This window comes from Actinomadura fulvescens, assembly GCF_039533225.1.
In the GTDB taxonomy this organism is placed as follows: Bacteria; Actinomycetota; Actinomycetes; order Streptosporangiales; family Streptosporangiaceae; genus Spirillospora; species Spirillospora fulvescens.
In genome coordinates, this window is record NZ_BAAATD010000002.1 from 375,414 (window position 1) to 395,897 (window position 20,484).

The following is a 20,484-nucleotide window of genomic DNA, read 5'->3' on the forward strand; positions in this document are numbered from 1 at the left end:
CGTGGCGTCCACGGGGCGGAAGCTGGTCGTCGAGGCGGACGGCGGGTCGCGCGGCAATCCCGGCCCGGCGGGCTACGGCGCGCTGGTCCGCGACGCGGTCACGGGCGAGGTGCTGGCCGAGGTCGCCGAGTCGATCGGCCACGCCACCAACAACGTGGCCGAGTACCGCGGGCTGATCGCGGGCCTGCGCGCCGCCGCGGACCTCGACCCGGGCGCCCGGGTCGAGGTGCGGATGGACTCCAAGCTCGTCGTCGAGCAGATGTCCGGCCGCTGGAAGATCAAGCACCCGGACATGATCCCGCTGGCCCTGGAGGCGCGGGAGGCGGCGAAGGGCCTGGGCGCGGTCTCCTACGGCTGGATCCCGCGCAACCGCAACGCGCACGCCGACCGCCTGGCCAACGAGGCGATGGACGCGGCGGCGCGCGGCGAGCACTGGGTCCGCGAGGTCACGGAGGAGCCGCCCGCCCCTGAACCGGCGGCCCCCGCGTGGTCGGGGGCCACGGCCACGCCGACCAGGACGCTGCTGCTGCGGCACGGCGAGACGCCGTTGTCGGTCGAGAAGCGCTTCGCCGGACTGGGCGACTTTCCCCTCACAGACCACGGTCTGGCCCAGGCACGGGCGACGGCCGTGGCGCTCAAGGATCAGGGCATCGACGCGATCGTGACCTCGCCGCTGAGCCGGTGCCGCGACACCGCCGCCGAGGTCGCCGCCGTGACCGGGGCCGACGTACGGGTCGAGGAAGGCTTTCGTGAGACCGGCTTCGGCTCGTGGGAGGGGCTGACGTTCCGGGAGGTCGGCGAACGCTGGCCCGCCGAGCTCAAAGCCTGGCTGGCCGACCCGTCCGTGGCGCCGCCCGGCGGTGAGAGCTTCGCGGAGGCCGAACGCCGCGTCCGAACGGCCCTGGACAAGCTGAAGGTGCGCTATCGGCACCGGACCGTGCTCATCGTGTCGCACGTGACCCCCATCAAGCTCCTCGTGAAGGAGGCGCTGGGCGCCCCGATGGCGTCGCTGTTCCGGATGCAGCTCGACGTGGCGTCGCTGTCGTCCGTCCACTGGTACGACGACGGGCCCGCCAGCCTCCGCGCGTTCAACGACACCCACCACCTGCTGGACTGACCGGTTCCGGCCGTACCTGCCGGAGCGGTAGCCTTTGGGTACGGCGGACGAGCCGGCCGGACGGCCGCGTCGGGAGCACGCCTCCCGCCGAGGAAAGTCCGGGCTCCACAGGGCAAGGTGGTCGGTAACGCCGACCCGGGGCGACCCGCGGGACAGTGCCACAGAAAACAGACCGCCACCGGTCCGCCGGTGGCAAGGGTGAAACGGTGAGGTAAGAGCTCACCAGCGCCCACGGTGACGTGGGCGGCTAGGTAAACCCCACCTGGAGCAAGGTCAAGAAGAAGGGCCGACAGGCTCTTCGCGCAGGCGTTCGAGGGCTGCCCGCCCGAGCCTGCGGGTAGGCCGCTGGAGGCCGCCGGCAACGGCGGTCCGAGATGGATGGCCGTCGCCCGCCACACGGCGGGGCACAGAACCCGGCTTACAGGCCGGCTCGTCCGCCTTCCCCCGATCCCTTCCGTTCACACGGAAACGGAAAGTGTGTCTCATCTCAGCCGCTTCGGGTCACACGACACAAAGGATCCGAAAGAGCGCCTCTAACGTCCAAGGTACAGCTGATCGCCTTGGGGGAGATCGGCGGTAACGGCGGGGCTCCCCGGAAGAAACGCCCCGCGGAGAGGAGCGCCGATGTTCATCGTGATCGCGGTCGGTGCGCTCACCGGGTTGCTGGTGGCACTGATCATGATGGCAGCGTTCTCGCGGGCCAGCCGGCGGGACGCCCTCTACGCTCCGGCGTCCGGTGCCCGGGCGCGCTGGGCGCGCCGGGTCGCGGGAATGTACATCCGCGACGACTACACCGAACGCAGAGATGAGTACACGGGCTACAACGCCCGCTTGATCGAGCGACCGAACCGGACCGGCGAGGACGAACTCGTCGGCCGCTGAAAGCCCGACACACGACCCCACCGCGACCGGCCAAAGACAAAAGACCGGCCAAAGACAAAACCCAACCGCCACAAGCGACCACACACAAAACCCGGTCGCCGTAAGCAGTAAGGGTTGGTCGCGGTGGTGGCGGGGTCACGGAGCTATGGAGACTGAGCGCGGGTGAGCACGGTTCCACGGAGGCGGGTGCCGTGGGCCGGGTGGATCATGGGTCGTCCTGTCGGGGGACGACCCATGATCGCTTTCCGGTCAGGTGAGGGCCGCGGCGCCGTCGGTGTCGTCGTCCGGGGCCTCGTCCGGAACGGGGACGAAGGCCTCGGTGGAGCGGTCGAGGACGTTGACCTCGGCGGTCTCCAGGTCGAGGTAGAGGCCGACCAGTTCGAGTTTCCCGGCCTCCACGCGGTTGCGCAGCCAGGGATAGGTCAGCAGGTTGTCGAGCTGCTGGATCACGTTGATCTGGCACAGCCGGGTGAGCGGCGGCACGCCGTCCTCGGGCTCGGCGGCCAGGAACCTGGCGAGGCTGTGGTTGCCGTGCTTCAGCCAGCGCGACAGGGCCGGCAGATGGTCGACCTCGGTGCCGCCCGCCAGCAGCGCCGCCATGGCGCCGCAGTTGGAGTGGCCGCAGATCGTGATGGTCCTGATGTCGAGCACGTTGGTGGCGTACTCGACCGTCGCGGCCACGGAGTCGTCGTGGGTGCGCGACCCGAAGCGCGGGACGAGGTTGCCGACGTTCCGGTTGATGAACAGGTCGCCGGGACCGCTCGCGGTGATGATGTTGGGCACCACACGCGAGTCCACGCAGGTGATGAACAGGTGTTCGGGTTTCTGCTCGAACGCCAGCTCGGCCATGATCGGCCGGACGAGCCGCGCCGTCCGGCCGTGGTATTCCCGGACGCCGGCGAGCAGGAGGGCGCTCGGCGACACGTCCGGCGCGTCGAGTTCCGGTGTTTCGGTGCGGCGCCGTCGATTCGCCCAGGGTGCCCACCAGCGGGCACTGGGGGACGATTTACGCGGCGGCGACATATCCCCAGTCACAGCTCTTTCATACCAACCCTCGTGGACTTCATCGATGTCGACCCTCCCGCCCTGGCGTTCGTGGGCGACCCGCCACTCGTGGATCGCCTCGAACGCGGCGTGATCCATGAAGTCCACGTTCAGGTCCAGATCGACGCTCGATCCGGCCGGGATCTGCTGCAGCACCTTGGTCAGCTTGGGCACGCCGAGGAACGTCAGCGTGCCCTCGACGATCACGTGCCAGCGCTCCGCGGCGGGCTGGTCGTCGGGCGACGCCTGGGCCGGTACGGGCAGCGCCTGCTCGACCCGGACCGACAGGCTCGTGAGCCGCCGCAGCGCCATCAGGGCCGTGATGCCGATGCCGAGGAGCACGCCCTCGCCGAGCCCCAGCAGCACGACGCCGACCAGGGTCGCGAAGTAGACGGGCGCCTCGCGGTGGTGGCGAAGATCACGGACCCGGGCGGTGTCGATCATCTTCAGGCCGAGGACGACGAGGAGCGCGGCGAGGGCGGCGAGGGGCACCTGCTCGATCACCGGCCCGCACGACAGGGCCAGCACGAGCACCCAGACCCCGTGCATCACGGTGGAGGCGCGGGAGCGGGCGCCCGCCGCCACGTTCGCGGAGCTCCGTACGATCACACCGGCGATGGGCAGGCCGCCCAGCAGGCCCGACGCCGCGTTCGCCGCGCCCTGCCCGAGGAGTTCGCGGTCGAGGTCGGCTCGCGGCACGCCCTGGGGCCGCTTCCGGTCGATGGCGACGCTGCACAGCAGCGATTCCACGGCCGCGACCACGGCGACCGAGGCGACCGCTCCGACGAGCCCGGGGAGCGGGCCGTGGGGCAGCGCGGGCGGCTGCCAGTCGCCCAGCAGCGTGTCCGGCAGGTCGACGCGCGCGACCTCCCAGCCGAGCAGCCAGGCCGTCAGGGTGGCGAGGGCGACGGCGGGAAGCGGCGCGGGGATCCAGCGCAGCACCGTGCCCGCGTCGGTCCCGGCCCGGGGAAGCCGGTCCCAGACGAAGAGGACGGCGATGGTGAGCACGCCGAGCATGACCGCGTGGGAGTGGGACGAGATCAGCTGCCCCGGGAGCTCGCGTACGTTGCTCAGCGGCGAATGCTGCGGGCTCCCGCCCAGCACGACGTGCACCTGCGCCAGGACGAGCACGACGCCGACTCCGGCGAGCATCCCGTGCACGACGGCGGGGGAGACGGCGAGCGCGGTACGGGCCACCCGGGCGGCGCCGAGGGCCAGCTGGAGCAGCCCCGCCAGCGCCGTGATCGTGCAGGTCGCCCGCCAGCCATAGGTCTGCACGAGCGAGGCCACGATCACCGTGAGTCCCGCCGCGGGCCCACTGACCTGCAGTGGCGAGCCGCCCAGCAGCCCGGCCACGACGCCGCCGACGGTCGCGGCGATCAGCCCGGCGGCGATCGGTGCCCCGGAGGCCACCGCGATGCCCAAGGACAACGGGATCGCGACGAGGAAGACGACGAACGAGGCGGGCAGGTCCCGCCGCATCATGGATACGTTGAGTGTCTTGAACGTCACGCCTCGTATGCAATCACGAGCTGGATCATGTCCGCCCGGGATGACACAAACGAGAGATCCGGTTTCCGTAGATCTTGGTGGATTCGTCCCTCAAAAAAGTGAAACGGAGGGTCGCCCGGCGGGGCGCCCTCCGTTTCGTTGGTGCTCGACCGGTCAGCGCCGGTAGTCTCGGTGGCTTTCCCAGTCGTCCGGCTGCTGGCGCGGGTTGCCTGTGCCGTAGGAAGAGCCGTACTGGCCGCCCGTCTCGCCGCTACCGGAACCCCCGGCCTGGCCAGAGTTGCCGTAGCCCTGCTGCGACCCGAAGTAGCCGCTGCCGAACTGCTGGGTGGAACCCGGATCGCCGTAGCCGCCGCCCTGGGAACCGGTGTCGGGCGGAGTCGGAGCCGACAGCGGGTCGGACGCGCCGTTGTAGCTGCTGCCGCTGAAGTCGCTGTAGCGGCCGGGCTCTGCGGTGTCGCCCGCGCCATTGCCGGAACCCGAGGGCGAGCCGGTGCCGTACGAGCCGTACGACTCGCGGCCGCCACCGCCCAGCGGGTCGTCGTAGCGGGGCGCCTCACCGTAGGCGGGTGCAGACGGATAACCCTCGTTCTGGCCGTAACCGCCACCGCTACTACCCGCACCCGCGCCGGCGCCGCCGCCCGTACCGCCGCCGGACAGGCCGGAGAAGCCGCCGGGTGTGCCGGACTGGTCGCTGTCGTATCCGCCACCCGCCGAGGCCGGCGTCGACCAGGGACCGGTGGAGCCGTACGAGGACGAGCCGCCGCTTGTGTTGAGCGGGTCGCCGAGCGGATCACTCAGACCGCTGCCGTACGTGGGGGTCTCCGGCTCGGCAGAGCGTCCGCCGCCGAGAGCACCGGCGCCGCCCGCGGAACGTGCCCGGTCGGTCTGGATGCGCTGGAGCAGCTCGTCCACGGTGGGGAGCTTGTTGCTGTCGGTGTCGCCGCCGGAGGAGCCGCCGCCGTCCCAGCCGCCGTGGCCCGCGGGCTCGGCGTGGGCCGCCGGAGCGGCCGGAACGGCCGGAATCGCCGGAGCCGAGGGGAGCGGCGGGGTCTCGCCGTAGCCGCGTACGGTCTGTTCGTCGGCGCGGCCGAGGGGCAGGCCCAGCGGGTCGGAGGTACGCGGGTCGGCCGAGAGCGGCGCCGAGGACAGCGAACGGTCGAAGGCGTCTTGGCGCGCCGGGCCTGCCGAAGCGGCCGGCAGCGCGGTGCCCAGCGGGTCGCCCGCGCCGAACGGGCTCTGGGAGCCGTTGCCGTAGGCAGGCTGCTGGTCGGGCGCCCCGTACGGGGACTGCTCGGCACCCGAGCCGAAGGGCTGCTGCTGCTCAGGGGCGCCATAGGGAGACTGGTCGGGGACGCCGTAGGCGGCGGGCTGCTCAGGGGAGCCGTAAGAAGGCTGGTCGGAGGAGCCGTAAGAAGGCTGGTCGGAGGAGCCGTAGGGAGTCTGCTCAGGGGAGCCGTAGGGAGTGTGCTCAGGCGAGCCGTAGGAAGGCTGGTCGGAACCCGCGCCGGAGCCCGCGCCGCCGAACGACGGGTCGCCCACGCTGAACGTGCCCTGCGGGCCGGTGCCCGAGCCGAGTGCCTGGAGGTCGGCGGCCGTGGAACTGGGGTCTGCGGCGTAGTGCGCGGCGGCCGGGGTGAAGGACGCCGGGGGCGTGGGTACCGGCTGCGCGTCGGTGCCGTTGCGGGAGCCGAGGAGCCCCCCGATCGCACCGGCACCTGGGGCGCCCGGACCGTGCCCGCCCTGGCCATGACCGAGCGCGTCGTTCATGGAGACCGGCTGGGTGAGACCGGCGGCGGGCCGCTCGGCCGGAACCTGCGGCTCGGGGACGGCGCCCTGCGGGCCGCCCTGGGCCTTGAGCGGGTCGGCGGCGAGCTCGGCCTCGGTCTTCTCCGGGGAGGAGTCGTGCTGCCAGGGGAATTTGGGCTTGTCGAAGGTGATGGTCGCCCAATAGTCGTCGTCGGCCATCTCGTCGCTGGCCTGGCCGCTGGGCGGCGGTGGCGCGGGGGCCGCCTGGGCGGGAGCGGGCGTGGGCGCGGCGAGCGGACCGGCGGCGAGCGGCGCGCCACCGTGCTGAGCACCGCCATGCTGGCCACCGCCGTGCTGACCGCCACCGTGCTGGCCACCCGCAAGCTGCGCACCGGCGGCGTGCTGGCCGCCGCCCTGCTGGCCGCCCGCGACCCGGCGGTCGAACGCCGGCTCGGGCTGGCCGGGCCCGTAGGACGCGTTGTCGTAGCCGGTGCCGTAACCGTCCTCGGCCTGTTCGTCGGCCGGTGCGGAGCGGTAGCCCCGGGACGGCTGCTGCTCGTCGGCCATCCAGTCGTCGTCCTCGCGGGCCGCCCTGCTGGCCCGCATGCCCAAGGCCACCAGGACGACCACCAGGACCACGACCACTATGAGGCCGAAGACCACGATGTAAGAAGTCATGCCACCACCCAATGCCTTGGCCCTGCGGCCCGCGGGTTCGTCCTGATTATCGCTAGCGGCCGGGTCCCCGATGGGGGCCTAGACCGATTCTGACCGACCGCTATGACCGTTGTCACACCTTTCGCGCACATCTACCCTCACACGGCGTGCCCCGATCAGCCAATTCGGCCGACCAGTACACCCCCGGCTGTTCTGCCCCTCCAGGACCTGGTCCGTCCCTGTTTCCCAACGGCCTCAGGGTTGAACGCGCCTACTCTGTCCCGAAGTTCCCGATGATCCTGCCCCGGCCCACCGTGTGCTTGGCGATGGCGCCGAGCGAGTCCTTCAGCGTCGCGCCGGGCCGGAACGGCGCCAGGTCGTCGAGCGCATAGATCGTGAACCGGTATCGGTGCTTCTCGCCCCGTGGCGGGCAAGGCGGTTCATATCCCACCTTCTTGCCGGTGTTCTGACCCTGAACCCAGGTCTTGTCGATACGGGTGCCCTCGACGAGGTCCTGCGTGTTCTCGCCGATGCCCGCGATCACCCAGTGCACGTACGCCCCGTTTTCGGCATCCGGGTCGTCCACCACGATCGCGTACGAGCGGGTGCCGGCGGGCTTGCCCCGCCATCCCAGCGGAGGGGTCTTGCCCTGTCCGCCAGAGTACGCCGCGCAGCCGTAACGTGTGGGCAAGTCCTGCCCATCACGGAAGACCTGGCTGTTCACGGGGAACCACTCGGAGAGCTCGGCGCTCTTGTTCTGGGGCAGCCCGATCAGCCCGCACCCGCTCAGCGCCCCGCCGAGCAGTGCAACGCCGGTCGCGGCCAGGCCTGGACGCCGCTTCCTGCTCATCATCGATACGCCTTCCCACAGCCCCCGCCGCCCGCCCCGCCAGGGACCGGCCGCGCTTGACTGAACCTTCGGGACTGTCCTCGTCCGGCCCACCCTGCCAAAAGGGCGAACCGTACTCCGACCGACCCCTCGGAGACGGCTCACGCCCGGCCACCCTGTCAGGGACAGACCGTGGCCGACTTTCCTGGGCGAGATCGTACGCCGCGCTCCCGCGGATCCGGTCCATCTCGGCGGTGGGCGCACCGCGCCGGTGGTGCACCCTTCCTCGTCGGCCACAACCATAGGCGGTCGACGGGGGTGGAACGGGCCTTTTCTCCCCGGGGACGACGGCGCTCCCGGAGCGTCCCACTGTGACGTTCATCATGGGATCTTTATCCTTCTGTGTCCGTTATGCGGCGAAGGAGTGCAGAAGTTCGCTGGCTCGTAACGTTCCAGATTGCTGATCCGGAAACTTTTTGGATTCTTTTGTGGCTCTTGGTTGGCGCTCGACCTGCTCCATGAGCTAGTTTGTGAATGTCTTCACAAGCCGACCGTGAACATTGGAGGGCCGCGATGGCCAGGACCGCCGAGGGAACCCCTGGCGCTCCCCACATCCTGATCGTGGGTGGCGGCTATGTGGGCATGTACACCGCGCTTCGCCTGCAGAAGAAGCTCAAGCGCGAGCTCAAGCGAGGCGAGGTCAAGGTCACCGTCGTTGACCCGAACGCGTACATGACGTACCAGCCGTTCCTCCCCGAAGCCGCCGCAGGGAACATCTCCCCGCGGCACGTGGTGGTGCCGCTGCGCCGCACGCTGCCCCTCTGCAACGTGCGCAACGCCCGGGTCACCGAGATCAACCACGAAGAACGCTGGGCGATCGTGCAGCCGCTGGCCGGGCCGCCGGAGCGGATCTCCTACGACTACATCGTCATGGCCGCCGGCGCGGTGCCGCGGATCCTGCCGATCCCGGGCCTGGCCGAGAACGGCATCAGCCTCAAGACCGTCGGCGAGGCCATCCACCTCCGCAACCACGTTCTCGCGCAGCTGGAGATCGCCGAGTCGACCGACGACGAGGAGATCCGCCGCAAGGCCCTCACGTTCGTCTTCGTCGGCGGCGGGTTCGCGGGCGTCGAGGCGGTCGCGGAGATCGAGGACATGACGCGCGACGCCACCAAGTACATGCGCAAGGTCACTCCGCGCGACCTTCGCTTCTACCTGGTCGAGGCGGCCGACCGGATCCTGCCCGAGGTCGGCCCGGACATGGGCAAGTGGACCGCCGAGCAGCTGCGCGGCCGGGGCATCGACGTCAAGATGAAGACGTTCCTGCGGTCGGCGGTCGGCGGCGACATCGAGCTGTCGGACGGCAGCGCGTTCCCTGCGGGCACGCTGGTCTGGAACGCGGGCGTCAAGCCCTCGCCGGTCGTCAAGGCGAGCGACCTCCCGCTCGACGACCGCGGCCGGATCAAGGCCACCGAGTACCTCACCATCGAGGGCGTGGTGGGCGCCTGGACCGCGGGCGACAACGCCGCGGTGCCCGACCTCACCCAGGAGGGCATGTTCTGCCCGCCGAACGCCCAGCACGCGCTGCGGCAGTCGAAGGTCCTCGGTGACAACATCATCCGCGCCCTCCGCGGCAAGTCGCTCAAGCCGTACGCCCACAACAACCTGGGCGCGGTGGCGGGCCTCGGCCTGCACAAGGGCGTGGCCAACCCGATGGGCTTCAAGCTCAAGGGCCTGCCGGCCTGGTGGTTCCACCGCACCTACCACGGGATGATGGTGCCGACGTTCAACCGCAAGATGCGGGTGCTCGCCGACTGGACGCTCGCGCTGTTCTTCAAGCGCGAGACGATCTCGCTCGGCACGATCGAGCAGCCGCGGGCCGACTTCGAGCTGGCGGCGACCGACGACGCCAAGCAGATCGAGGCCACCGAACGAGTCGCCTGACGACGAACAAGCCCCGCCGATCCCCACCAGGATCGGCGGGGTTTTTCGTCATAGGCGAACCGGGCCGGGTTTGGGAGAGAATCGACGGGTGCGGATCGGCATCCTCGGCCCCTTGGAGGTGGCCGCCAACGGCCGCCCGGTCGAGGTGGGCGGCGCGCGGCTGCGTGCCCTGCTGATCCTGCTGGCCCTGCACGCGGACCGCACGGTCTCGGCCGACCGGCTGATCGGCGACCTCTGGGAGGATCGCCCGCCGAACGCCGCCGCCAACGCCCTGCAGTCCCTGGTGTCACGGCTGCGGCCCCTGATCGGCCGCGAACGTCTGGAGTCGAGACCGGGCACCTACCGGCTCCTCGTTCCACCGGCGGCCGTGGACGCGTACGACTTCGAGACCAGGGTCGCCCGTGCCCTCCGTACCGATGACGCCACCGAACGCGCGTCCGCCCTGCGAGAGGCCCTCGCGCTCTGGCGCGGCCCCGCACTGGAAGACGTGGCGGGCATGCCGTTCGCCGAGGGCCCCGCAGCACGACTCGAAGGTCTTCGGCGCACAGCCCTGGACGAACGCATCGAAGCCGACCTCGCACTAGGCCGTCACGCCTCCCTCATCCCCGAGCTGAAGGCACTGACCGCGGCCGATCCCCTCCGTGAGCCGCTCCGCGGCAAACTGATGCGAGCCCTGTACGCGGCGGGCCACCAAGCCGACGCCCTGGCCGAATACCACTCCGCGAAGCACGCCCTGGCCGAGACATTGGGCGTAGACCCCGCCCCCGACCTGGAGAACATCTACCTAGCCGTCCTCCGCCAAGACCCGGCCCTCGCTATCGGTGACGTGAATCCCACTGACGGTGTGGGTGCTGTGAATGGCACGTTCGCCACGGGTGCCGTGGGCGGTGCTGAGGCAGCGGACGCTTCGGAGGCTGTCAGTACGACGGCGAGGGCGGGTGTTGACGCTCGCGGCGATGGTGCGGCGGCGACCGGAACGGACGCGGCGGGCGAGGAGCGGCGGATCGGGAACCTGCGGGCGCGGATCACGAGCTTTGTGGGACGGGATGACGATCTGGCCCAGGTAAGCGAGTTGCTCGTCGGGCAGCGGCTCGTGACGTTGACCGGGCCCGGTGGCGCCGGGAAGACGCGGTTGTCGCTGGAGACGGGCGAACGCTGGCTGGGCCGGGCGCGTGACGGCGTGTGGGTGGTGGAGTTCGCGCCGATCACCGACCCGGCGGAGGTGCCGCAGGCCGTTCTCACGGCGCTGGGCCTGCGGGAGACGGTCTGGCAGGCGGCGGGCACGGCGCGCGTGAAGCTTGAGATCTCCGATCCGCTGGACCGGCTGGCCGCCGCGCTCGCGCGCAAGCGGCTGCTGCTCGTTCTCGACAACTGCGAACACCTCGTCGACGCCGCCGCGCACCTGGCGGACCGGCTGCTGGCGGACTGCCCGGGGGTACGGATCCTCGCGACGAGCCGCGAGCCGCTCGGCATCACGGGGGAGTCGCTGTGGCCGGTCGACCCGCTTCCGCCGCCGCCACCCGACGTACGGGCCGTCGAGGCGCTGAACCATCCCGCGGTGCGGCTCCTCGCGGACCGCGCGGCGGCGGTCTCCCGGGGCTTCGCGGTGACCGAGGGCAACGTCGCCGACCTCGTCCAGATCTGCCGGGCGCTGGACGGGATGCCGCTGGCGATCGAACTCGCCGCCGCCCGCCTGCGCGCGATGACGCCCGCCCAGGTCGCGGGCCGCCTGAGCGACCGGTTCGGTCTCCTGGCGGCGGGCAGCCGGACCGCGCTGCCGCGCCACCAGACGCTGCGCGCCGTCGTCGAATGGAGCTGGGATCTGCTCGATCCGGCCGAACGGGCGTTGTGGCGGCGGCTCGCGGTGTTCACCGGCGGCGTCACGACGGCGAGCGCCGAGGAGGTGTGCGCCGGTCCGGAGCTCCCGCGCCACCGGGTCTTCGACGTGCTGATCGCCTTGGTCGACAAGTCGCTCGTGACGGCCGGCGATGACGGCGAGGAGGGGCCGCGCTACCGGATGCTGGAGACGATCCGCGCGTACGGGCTGGAACGGCTGGCCGAGGCGGGCGAGGAAGAACAGACAAGACGCGCGTACGCCACGTACTTCGTCGAACTGGCCGAGACGGCGGAACCCCACCTCTACCGCGCCGAGCAGGTGGACTGGCTCGCCAGGCTCACCGCCGAGCACGACAACCTGCACGCCGCGCTGCGGTGGGCGATCTCGACCGGCGACGCGCCACTGGCCGTGCGATTCTGCGCGGGGCTCGGCTGGTACTGGTTCCTGCGCGGGCAGCTCAAGGAGAGCGCCGACAGCATCATGTGGGTGCTCAACCTGCCCGGCCTCCCCGAAGACCAGACGACCGCGGTCGCCCTGGCGCTCGGCGCGATGACCATGATGGACACGCAGTACGAGGGCGAGCACACCACCGCCCTGCTGTCGCGCGCACGCCGGATCTGCGATGCGTTCGACGAGGAGGACCTGCAGCCCGTACTGCGGGTGACGAACGTCGCGCTGAGGATCTACCAGAGGGGATGGGACAAGGAGGCCGTCACCCTCATGGACCCGCTTCTGCGCGACCACGATCCGTGGGTACGCGGCGTGGGCCGTTTCATCTGCGGCCAGTTCGCGCTCAATTTCGGGCACGGCGACGCCGGGGCCGTGGACTTCGCCCGCGCGCTGGAGGACTTCCGCCTCGTCGGCGACCGCTGGGGGCTCGCGTTCACCCTCACCGCGCAGGCCGAACTCGCCGGCCGGCGCGGCGACCACCGCGAGGCCGTCACCCTCTACGAGGAGTCGATCCGGCTCAACGAGGCCCTGGGCTGCGGACCGGTCCCGATCATGCAGAGCCACGTGAAGCTGGCGAACGAGCTGGCGCTCCTCGGCGAGCAGGACCGCGCCGTCAAGATGCTCAACGTCGCGCTCCGCGAGGCGGAACGGACCGGCAGCCCCGAGGGGATGGCGGCTCTGCACTACCAGCTCGGCGAGATCGCGCGCCACGACGGCGATCTCACCGGAGCCGCCCGGCACCTCGACCGCGCGTACGAACTGATCTCGGCGAACGCCGGCCCGCCGCACCTGCGCGCCCTGGTCCTGTGCGCGCAGGGACACCTCGGCCTCGCGCACGGCGAGCTCGCCTCAAGCCGGACGCTGCTGCTCACGTCGGTGCAGACCGCCGTCCACACGATGGATCACCCGATCATCGCGCACGTCCTGGTGGCGCAGGCCGCGCTGGCCCTCCGCGAAGGCGACGCGGAACGTTCCGCCTACTGTCTCGGCACGGCGGACGGCCTGCGCGGCAGCCGCGACCAGTCGTTGCGCGATGTCCTGCTGGTCGAGGACGCCACGCGCAAGGTCCTCGGCGAGACCGCGTTCACAGCCGCTTACGAACGAGGTCTCGCCGCGACCCTGGACGACGTCCTGAGCGCCTTCGCCCTGGACCGCCCGGCCCCGTTGATCATTTGACGCTTCTGAACCGCTGGTTCTTCTTGGTGCTGCACTTCCAGATGGTGGTGAGGGCCTTGTTGCGCTTGCTGGCACCCGCGATGTCCAGGCACTTGCCTCTGGCGTACCGGCTGAACAACCGGTGGTCGGGCGTGTACCAGAACAACTGCCTGGTGTAGTTGTCGCCGTACTTCTTGTTACGGCACTGCCGCTGGGTTACGGCGGAACCATTGCGCGTGCCGTCCACGGTCAGGCACAGCCCGCTGTACCGGTTCTGGATCGCGTAGATGTAGTGGCGGACACCTCCCGACCCCGGGGCCTGGACGAGCCAGAGCGCCCACTGCATGTTGGCCTGCCTCAGGCAAGACCATTGGTCGGCGCGCACCCCTTGGCGCTTGGACCAGCCAGGGATCTCAATACACTTCTTGGAATGCTCTGCGCGGAGGCGCGTCCACGCGGGGCGCTTAAGAGCACCGGCACCCTCTGCTGCGGCAGCCGGGCCAGGCGTAGCCGAGCCGGACGTAGCAGGGCTAGGCGTAACCGAGCCGGGCGTAGCCGGGCCGGGCGTAGCCGGGCCGGGCGTAGCCGAAGCCGCCGAAGAGAACAACGTGGCCGAAACCGCGCAGGCCGAGCCGATCACGGCGAGCGCGCGAAGGTGATGGGACATCTGCCTCTCCCGAGTTCGGTGACGTCCCAGACCCAACCCCACCGGCGTCTCCGGTCCGTCTCTCGTCCAGCTCAGGTGGGCAGGGGGCGGTCGTTCACGACGTGCTTCATGACCAGGGTGGAGTTGAGCCGCTGTACGCCCGGCAACGCGGACAGCACGTCGTCCTCCAGTTCCTGGTAGGCGGTGAGATCAGCGGTGACGATGCGCAACAGGTAGTCCGGATCACCGAAGAGACGCTGGGCCTGTACGACCTCCGGCACCCGCGCGACCGCCTCCTCGAAACCGAGCAGGGTCTCCCGGTCCTCCTGGCGCATGGTGACGAACACGAGGGCCTGGAAGGTCAACCCGAGAGCGGCGGGGTCCACGAACGCCCGGTAGCCCGTGATCGTTTTACTGCGTTCCAGCTCCCGGAGCCGGCGGTGACACGGGGACACGCTCAACCCCACCCGCGCCGCCAGCTCTGTGATCGTCAACCGCCCCTCCTCCTGGAGGACAGCAAGGATCTTCCGGTCAACGGCGTCCATAGAGAAAATCCTTCCACAAACAACCGTTCACCCGCCCAAACTTAGAAGCACTTTCGGGCAATTCGAACGTACTCTCCCCATCACCTACCACCAGGGAGAGGAAAACGTGGCCCTCAGCTCCGTGCTCGCATTCTGGACGGTCGCCCTGCTGCTCATCGTCGTACCGGGCGCAGATTGGGCTTTCACCATCAGCGCGAGCCTCAATGGCCGTTCCGTCATCCCGGCCGTAAGCGGCCTAGTAGTGGGCTACGCAGCGGTCACCCTCATCGTCGCCGCCGGCGTCGGTGCGCTAGTGGCCGGATCCCCGGCGCTTCTGAACACCATCACCCTCGTGGGCGGGGCCTACCTGATGTGGCACGGTGCGATGACGTTCGCCCGCCCGGCCACACCGCACGCCGACGCGCCACCCGGCACCGACTGGAAGACCTTCCGCCGCGGGATCGGCGTCAGCGGCCTCAACCCCAAGGGCCTCCTGATCTTCGTGGCCCTCCTGCCGCAGTTCACCGACCCCGACGGCACCTGGCCGGTCGCCGGGCAGATCGGCATTCTCGGCCTGGCGTTCATGGTCTCCTGCGGCCTCTTCTACCTCTGCCTGGGAACCCTCACCCGCACGACGCTCCACACCCGGCCCTCCGCCGCCCGCCTGACGAGCCGCGTCGCCGGAGCCGCCATGGTCGCCCTCGGCGCCTGGCTCCTCCTACCGATATGAATCCGCCTATAGGGCCGCATCCATATCCATATTGGACCGACCGGATGTCCCTCTGGTGTGCTCTGTCCCGTGCTCATGACCGCCCGCCACTCCGCCCGCCGGGTGATCGTGACCATGGTCGCGCTCCAGGTCGCCGCCTCCCTGGGCTACTTCTCCGTGATGACGCACCTGGTCGCGCACCTGCGGCACGACCTGGGACTGCTGGCCGGAACGATCGGGCTGGTCCTCGGCGTCCGGCTCGGCGTGCAGTACGCGCTGCTCCTGCCGGTCGGGGCGATCACCGACACGCTCGGCGCGCGCCGTACCGGGGCGATCGCCTGCACCACCCGCGCACTGGGCTTCGCCCTCCTCGGCACCGCCGAAGGCCTGACGACCTTGCTCTGCGCAGCCGTCCTCGTAGGAGCGGGCGGCGCCCTCCTTCACCCTGCGGCCCAGACCATGCTGGCGGGCGTCACCCCATCCCGCCGCTCCGCCGGCTTCGCCGCGTACGTGGCCACCCAGCACATCGGAACGGTGGTGGGCCCGCCGATCGGCCTGGCCCTACTCACGTTCGGCTTCGCCTTTGTCGCCGGCACGGCCGCCGTCCTGTGGGCGGCCGCCGGGGCCCTCTTCTTCCTCCTGCCCCGCCACGACCCGAACTCGGCCCCGCGCAATCTCATCGCAGGAATCCGAACGGTCCTCCGGGACCGCACCTTCGTGCTCTTCGCCTTGGCGACCGCCCCCACAACGCTGCTGGCCAACCACATCATGACCGCCGTGCCGCTCCTGGGCTTCTCCCGCGGCACAGCGACGCTCTCCTTCTCCGTACTGGCCGCGGTAGCCGCGGCCGCCCAACCGTTCGTAGCCGCGCACCACCGTGGCGAACGCCCCTGGGTCCTCCGCCTGGGCCTCTTGTGTGCTGCGGCCACCTTCCTGATCCTGACTTCCCTGGACGGCACGGAGACCAACCTCCTGATGCTCGCCGCCGTCCTCAACGGCATCGCGAACGGCCTGATCCAGCCCGCGATCTTCCAACGCGCCGCCCGCCACGCCCCAGCCGGCCGCTTCGGCTCGTACTACGGAGTCCTGGCGTTCTTCTCGGGCATGTTCGCCTGCGCGGGCGACCTGGTAATCGGCCGCCTCTTCGACCAGGACCCCACAGGCACGACCACAGCCCTCCTGGCCGTATCCGCCTTCGCCCTAATCGCCGCAGTAACAACCCGAGGCCCCTAACCCCCACCAATCACACCCACACCCCCACCACTCCCACATACCTGCCACAATCCACCCGCAATCCCACACCGCCCCGCCGATCCCCGCCGATCCATGCCTACTGCCCGCCCGCACGCGCCCAATCTCCGCGCGCGTGCACGTTCGGTGGCGGGCGTGTCGCGCCTGCCGGTCTCGTCGCGCCACCAGCCTCCTGCGCACCCACCCACATCGCGCGTGTCGTTCCCACACCGGCGCCTTCCGGCCTCCAAGCGTGCTGTACCCGCTTGTCGCCTGTGCGTGTGTCACTTGCCGACTACAGCGGACGTGCCACTCCTGCCGGTCTCATCGCGCATGCTGGTCCGACCCACGTGCCGATCTCCGCGCCTGTGCTGCGTTCGGCGGCGGGCTGTCGTGTCTGCTGGTCTTATCGCGCGTGCTGGTCCCCGTGCTCACCAGCCTCTATGCGCTGCCCGCATGTGCTGGTTCTGCGCGTGTGCCGCGTCCGGCAGGGCGTGCGCGTGCGTGTGGAACCGCCCGCGCGCAGGCGCGGTGGTCGTCTGCTGCGCGGGTCTGCGTTCTCGCTGCTGATGGCGTGGCTGTGGTCATGATCGCGCATCCTTGCGCGCTCGCGTGCGCGTTCGCCGCGCCCGGCAGATCTGAGAGCCGTGCGGCCGCGCTCAGCGGGAGTATGTCGCGTTCGCTGTGTGGTCAGCGGTTGGTTGCCGCGTGGGGGGCGGGTGTCGCGCTGTGGTGGGTTTGCTGGGCGGCGGCGCCTTTGCGGCGCCGCCGCTGGAGGGTGTTAGACCTTGCGCTTGAAGGCCCGCATGGACAGGGGGATGAAGACCGCGGCGATCGCCACGCCCCAGATCATGGCTTGGATCGCGGGGCTCAGGACCGGCTGGGACACGCTCGGGTTGGTGACGTCGTGGCCGATCAGGAGGCCGCGGATCGCGTCGCCCAGGAGGGAGACCGGGTTGTTCTCCATGATGGCGCGGATCCAGCCCGGGTACTTGTCGGTGACCGGGATGAAGGCGTTGCTGAGGAACGAGACCGGGAAAATGATGGTGAAGCCGAAGATCTGGACCTTTTCCGGCTCGTCGACGGCCAGGCCCACGAAGACCGAGACCCAGGCGAACAGGAGGGAGAACGCCAGCAGGAGGAGGAACGCGGGGAGCAGGTTGATCCAGTTGGTCTCGACGCGGAAGCCGATGATCAAGCCGACGACCATGACGATGAACATCGACCAGGCCTGCTTGACCGTGTCGGCGATGATCCGGCCGGCCAGGGGGGCGGAACGGGCGATGGGGAGGCTTCGGAAGCGGTCGAAGACGCCCTTGGTGACGTCGTTGTTGAGGCCGACGCCCGTGGTCATCGAGGCGAACAGGGCGTTCTGGACGATGATCCCCGGGATGAGGATCGGCAGGTAGTCCTGGACGCTTCCGGCCATCGCTGGGCCGAAGACGAAGGCGAAGAGCAGCACGAACATGATGGGCTGGACGCTCAGGTCGACCAGTTCCATCGGGTTGTGCTTGATCTGCACCAGGTTGCGCCAGGTCAGCGTCATGGTGTTGCGGAGCCCGGTGGGCAGGCCGACCTGGCGGGGCAGCTCTCGCGTGACGGTGGCGGTGGTCATGCCTTGGCCCCTTCCTGGGACATGAGCTCCTCGGCTTCGGCCTCGAAGTCGTCGGTGTGGTGTCCGGTCAGCGCGAAGAAGACCTCGTCGAGGGTCGACTTGCGCAGGGCGAGCTCGCTGAGGACGACGCCCGCGTCGTCCAGCTTGCGCACGACGGCGGCCATCACGGCCGGGTCGGTGACCGGGGCCGAGATCAGGCCGTCGCGCTGCTCGGGGGTGGCGTCGAGGAGGTCGGCGACGACGCGGGTGACCGTCACCTGGTCGGCGGCGTTGACCGGGCGCAGCTGCAGGACCTGGCCGCCGGCCTGGGCCTTGAGCTGGTCGGACGTGCCGTGCGCGATCACGGTGCCGTGGTCGATGACGATGATGTCGTCGGCGAGGTTGTCGGCCTCTTCGAGGTACTGGGTGGTGAGCAGGACGGTGACGCCCTCGGCGGTGAGGCCCCGGACGATGTCCCACAGGCCGTTGCGGCTGCGGGGGTCGAGGCCCGTGGTGGGCTCGTCCAGGAACAGGATCTCGGGCCGGCCGACGAGGCTGGCGGCGAGGTCGAGGCGGCGGCGCATGCCGCCCGAGTAGGTCTTGGCGGCGCGTTCGGCGGCCTCGGTGAGCTCGAAGCGTTGGAGTAGCTCGGCGGCGCGCGCCTTGGCCGAGCTGCGCGACAGGCCGACCAGGCGCCCGATGAGAACGAGGTTCTCGGTGCCGGTGAGCATCTCGTCGACGCCCGCGTACTGCCCGGTCAGGCCGATCAGCTGGCGGACCCGGTGCGCGTCCTTGACCACGTCGTAGCCGCCCACCTGGGCCGTGCCGGCTGTGGGGCGCAGAAGCGTGGCGAGGATCCGCGTGGTCGTCGTCTTGCCCGCCCCGTTCGGACCAAGGACGCCGAGCACCGTCCCGGCATCGACCTGCAGCGATACTCCGCACAACGCCTTGGTCTCACCGAAGTGCTTCACCAGGCCGTCGGCCTGGATGGCGTGTGACATCTGATCTCCTAGGTACTGTGTTCGCCGGACATCTCGCGGCCCCGGATGCGGCGGCGTGCAAACTTACAGCCGCCCGGTCGGGGAACGCATCCAGTTTTTCCGGCGGTTCTGGCAGATCGCTGGCAGCCCGCCGAGGTCCAGACCACTCTCGCACCCGCCTCGGACAAAACGCTGAGACGCTGGACAGTGCTGGACGAAATGTCAGTATTGAGAGGTATGGAGAGGACTCCCGGGCCGCCCGCGCGGCAACTCGCCCGGCGGATCGTCCGGCAGCGCCAGGACCCCCTTCGCCTGTTCTCGGGCCTGGTGGCCACCTATGGTGACGTGGTGCGTTACCGGCTCGCCGGGCACGACTTCTATATCCTGCGCCGTCCTGAGCATGTTGAGCACATCTTCGTGTCAAATCAGGGCAAATACGCAAAGTCATTTCAATACCGTCTGTTGGCGATAGGGCTGGGCGAGGGCCTGCTGACCAGCGGGGGAGAACGGTGGGCGCGGCAGCGGCGCCTCATCCAGCCGATGTTCGCCAAGCGGCATCTGGACGTCTTCGCGGGCCCCATGACGGCGGCGGCCACCGACGCTCTGGCCGGCTGGAAGAACGTTCCGGACGGCGGACGGCTGGACGTCGCGGCCGCCATGAACAAAATGACCCTCGACGTGGTGGGCAGGGCACTGTTCGGCGCGGACCTGACAGAGGCGGCTGTACGGATCGGGCCCGCGCTCACCGTGGTCCTGCGTGGCGCCATCCAGGCCGCGCGTCTCGTCGTGCTAGCGCCCGGCGTCCTGTCGTACGGGACGCCGCTGATGGAACGTATGCCAGGCCGCTGGTTCAAGCGGTTGCGGGATTCGCTAGGAGAACTCGACGCCGTGGTGGCCGAGCTCATCGACGTACGGCATGGCGCGGCAGAGCCAGGGGACGACCTGCTCGGCCTGCTCCTGACGGCGCGCGACCCGGAAACGGGCCGGGGAATGAGCCGTTGCCAGATTCGTGACGAGCTGATGACGTTCCTGCTCGCCGGGCACGAGACCACCGCGAACGCCCTCAACTGGACGTGGTATCTGCTCTCCCTCCATGTCGAGGCCAGACGACGGCTCTTGGCGGAGGTGACCGAGGTACCGGACGGGCGGATTCCCACTGCCGGAGACGTCGAACGACTGGTCTGGACGAACGCGGTCGTAAGCGAGGCCATGCGGCTCTATCCACCGGCGTGGATCCTGCAACGCCAGGCCACCGAGGACGACGAGATCGACGGCCATCACGTACCCGCGGGCAGCCTTGTGACGGTCCCGCCGTATCTGGTGCACAGGCATCCCGACGTCTGGCCCAACCCCGAGGGCTTCGATCCCGAACGTTTCATGCCCGGGGCGGACGAGGGCCGGCACCGCCTCGCGTACATCCCGTTCGGCGCCGGCCGCCGCATCTGCGTCGGCGCGGGTTTCGCCCGGCTGGAAGCCGTGCTGCTCACCGCCATGATCGCGCAGCGCTGCACGTTCGACCTCCTCCCGGGCGCGCGGATCAGGCCCGAGGCCACCGTCACGCTGCGACCACGTGATGGCTTGCCGATGACGCTCCACTGGCGGGAGCCCCCGGGGATCTAGACTCGTGC

14 protein-coding genes and 1 other RNA gene are annotated in these 20,484 nt (G+C 70.1%); 8 read left to right on the forward strand and 7 right to left on the reverse strand.

Annotation, left to right across the window (positions count from 1 at the left end; all coding sequences use genetic code 11):
• The first annotated feature begins 1 nt into the window (after nucleotide 1).
• The 3 genes from ABD333_RS08715 (at nucleotide 2) to ABD333_RS08725 (ending at nucleotide 1,999) form a co-directional block, all read left to right on the forward strand.
• Nucleotides 2-1,117 carry a bifunctional RNase H/acid phosphatase gene (locus tag ABD333_RS08715; RefSeq protein ID WP_344539455.1) on the forward strand — a complete coding sequence of 372 codons (1,116 nt, stop codon included), beginning with the start codon at nucleotides 2-4 and terminating at the stop codon, nucleotides 1,115-1,117.
• Nucleotides 1,118-1,165: 48 nt separating this feature from the next.
• An RNA gene (rnpB, locus tag ABD333_RS08720) (RNase P RNA component class A) lies at nucleotides 1,166-1,554 on the forward strand.
• A 187-nt stretch (nucleotides 1,555-1,741) separates the two neighbouring features.
• Nucleotides 1,742-1,999, forward strand: coding sequence for a hypothetical protein (locus tag ABD333_RS08725; RefSeq protein WP_344539456.1), 258 nt, complete (start codon nucleotides 1,742-1,744; stop codon nucleotides 1,997-1,999).
• Nucleotides 2,000-2,248: 249 nt separating this feature from the next.
• Here ABD333_RS08725 and ABD333_RS08730 read toward each other — a convergent pair whose 3' ends face one another.
• From ABD333_RS08730 to ABD333_RS08740, 3 genes are all read right to left on the reverse strand, one after another.
• Entirely contained in the window at nucleotides 2,249-4,555 is a 2,307-nt protein-coding gene (locus ABD333_RS08730) for a SulP family inorganic anion transporter (protein WP_344539458.1), read from the reverse strand.
• A 153-nt stretch (nucleotides 4,556-4,708) separates the two neighbouring features.
• A complete protein-coding gene (locus ABD333_RS08735) occupies nucleotides 4,709-6,979 on the reverse strand; it encodes a hypothetical protein (RefSeq protein ID WP_344539459.1) in 2,271 nt (756 codons plus the stop codon).
• Between the two features lie 250 nt (nucleotides 6,980-7,229).
• The gene (locus ABD333_RS08740) at nucleotides 7,230-7,811 is read right to left on the reverse strand and encodes a YbhB/YbcL family Raf kinase inhibitor-like protein (protein WP_344539460.1); all 582 of its coding nucleotides are present in this window, start codon (nucleotides 7,809-7,811) and stop codon (nucleotides 7,230-7,232) included.
• A 549-nt stretch (nucleotides 7,812-8,360) separates the two neighbouring features.
• Here ABD333_RS08740 and ABD333_RS08745 point away from each other — a divergent pair.
• Nucleotides 8,361-9,731, forward strand: a complete 1,371-nt coding sequence (locus tag ABD333_RS08745) for an NAD(P)/FAD-dependent oxidoreductase (RefSeq protein ID WP_344539461.1) — start codon at nucleotides 8,361-8,363, stop codon at nucleotides 9,729-9,731.
• Between the two features lie 88 nt (nucleotides 9,732-9,819).
• Nucleotides 9,820-13,194, forward strand: coding sequence for an AfsR/SARP family transcriptional regulator (locus ABD333_RS08750; protein WP_344539463.1), 3,375 nt, complete (start codon nucleotides 9,820-9,822; stop codon nucleotides 13,192-13,194).
• Here ABD333_RS08750 and ABD333_RS08755 read toward each other — a convergent pair.
• Both ABD333_RS08755 and ABD333_RS08760 read right to left on the reverse strand, forming a co-directional pair.
• On the reverse strand, nucleotides 13,187-13,840 hold the full coding sequence (locus ABD333_RS08755; protein WP_344539465.1) for an RICIN domain-containing protein: 654 nt from the start codon (nucleotides 13,838-13,840) through the stop codon (nucleotides 13,187-13,189). The genes ABD333_RS08750 and ABD333_RS08755 overlap by 8 nt on opposite strands.
• 71 nt (nucleotides 13,841-13,911) lie before the next feature.
• Nucleotides 13,912-14,364: an Lrp/AsnC family transcriptional regulator gene (locus ABD333_RS08760; RefSeq protein WP_344539467.1), complete on the reverse strand. Its 453-nt coding sequence runs from the start codon at nucleotides 14,362-14,364 to the stop codon at nucleotides 13,912-13,914.
• A gap of 106 nt (nucleotides 14,365-14,470) precedes the next feature.
• Between ABD333_RS08760 and ABD333_RS08765 the strand changes: the two genes are divergently transcribed.
• Both ABD333_RS08765 and ABD333_RS08770 read left to right on the forward strand, forming a co-directional pair.
• A complete protein-coding gene (locus ABD333_RS08765; RefSeq protein ID WP_344539469.1) occupies nucleotides 14,471-15,073 on the forward strand; it encodes a LysE family translocator in 603 nt (200 codons plus the stop codon).
• Nucleotides 15,074-15,148: 75 nt separating this feature from the next.
• Nucleotides 15,149-16,285 carry an MFS transporter gene (locus ABD333_RS08770; RefSeq protein WP_344540452.1) on the forward strand — a complete coding sequence of 379 codons (1,137 nt, stop codon included), beginning with the start codon at nucleotides 15,149-15,151 and terminating at the stop codon, nucleotides 16,283-16,285.
• A 778-nt stretch (nucleotides 16,286-17,063) separates the two neighbouring features.
• Here ABD333_RS08770 and ABD333_RS08775 read toward each other — a convergent pair.
• Nucleotides 17,064-17,897, reverse strand: a complete 834-nt coding sequence (locus ABD333_RS08775; RefSeq protein ID WP_344539471.1) for an ABC transporter permease — start codon at nucleotides 17,895-17,897, stop codon at nucleotides 17,064-17,066.
• Entirely contained in the window at nucleotides 17,894-18,877 is a 984-nt protein-coding gene (locus ABD333_RS08780) for an ATP-binding cassette domain-containing protein (RefSeq protein WP_344539473.1), read from the reverse strand. Before ABD333_RS08780 ends, ABD333_RS08775 begins: the two co-directional genes overlap by 4 nt.
• Before the next feature lie 216 nt (nucleotides 18,878-19,093).
• On the opposite strand from ABD333_RS08780, the gene ABD333_RS08785 reads away from it, so the two are divergent.
• Complete coding sequence (locus ABD333_RS08785) at nucleotides 19,094-20,476, forward strand: cytochrome P450 (protein WP_344539475.1); 1,383 nt, start codon at nucleotides 19,094-19,096, stop codon at nucleotides 20,474-20,476.
• The last annotated feature ends 8 nt before the right edge of the window (nucleotides 20,477-20,484 follow it).